This is a genomic window from Luedemannella helvata (assembly GCF_039528415.1).
GTDB lineage: Bacteria > Actinomycetota > Actinomycetes > Mycobacteriales > Micromonosporaceae > Luedemannella > Luedemannella helvata.
Map to the genome: position 1 here is coordinate 1 of NZ_BAAALS010000108.1, position 807 is coordinate 807.

At 72.0% G+C, this 807-nt stretch carries 2 protein-coding genes; both read left to right on the forward strand.

Features of this window, described 5'->3' with window-relative positions:
* Positions 1-266, forward strand: a 266-nt coding sequence (locus tag ABD191_RS28965) for a hypothetical protein (RefSeq protein WP_344089128.1), incomplete at its 5' end; no start/stop codon positions are given.
* Between the two features lie 76 nt (positions 267-342).
* Positions 343-663 carry a hypothetical protein gene (locus ABD191_RS28970; protein WP_030901151.1) on the forward strand — a complete coding sequence of 107 codons (321 nt, stop codon included), beginning with the start codon at positions 343-345 and terminating at the stop codon, positions 661-663.
* Positions 664-807 lie beyond the last annotated feature (144 nt).

Genomic DNA, 807 nt, shown 5'->3' on the forward strand with positions numbered 1-807 from the left:
CGGATCCGGAAACCGGCGTCATCCACGACGTACCGGGCGTCAGCATCGCCCCTGCCAGCGCCCGCACCCACAGCGTCCGGTTCGGAAAGACGGGCCGCGACCAGGTGATGGCCGCATGGCGCAACGGCCAGCTGGCCGGAGTCGCCCTGCCTGAGCTGGCGGCCGGCCCGGCCACCACCACCCCCGCGGGACCGTGCCCGCCGTGTCAGGACCCGAACGGGCCGTGGGACGCCAACGGCCTCTGCGAGGACTGCCCCCACCAGTAATCCGCCTTCGGGGTCCCGCCCGCCGCAAACAGGCGGGGCCCCACCCCTCCAGTACAGCAGACGAGAGGACACCACCATGGACACGAAGCCCCTCGAAACCCGCTGCGACAACTGCGCCCAGTCCCGGCCCGTCTTCCTGTACGAGCCCAACTGCGGCATCCACCTCGGCGCAGGCGGCTTCACCTGCCCCTGGTGCGCCATCGACCGACAGCCGCTCCTGTGCACGCCGTGCTGGTCCGCCCGCAAGGAACGCGAAGAGGCCGACCCCGCGCTGAACTCGGAAGCCGAAGTCATGGAGCGGATCTGCGCCGCCAACCGGCGCTACGCCAAGAAGCGCGACGCCGACCGGGCCGTCTGCGAGGGCATCGCCAAGGCCACCGAGGAACGGTCGTCGTGAGGGCCTTCTACCGCGGCTACAGCGCCGCCACAGGCCGCCGGGCCGGCCAGGTACGCCGACTCCACGTCATGCGGGAGGACGGCAACTTCGCCGGACGGCAGGGACTCTGCGGCGCCCCCGGCTGGGCTGTTGGTGACACCCCAG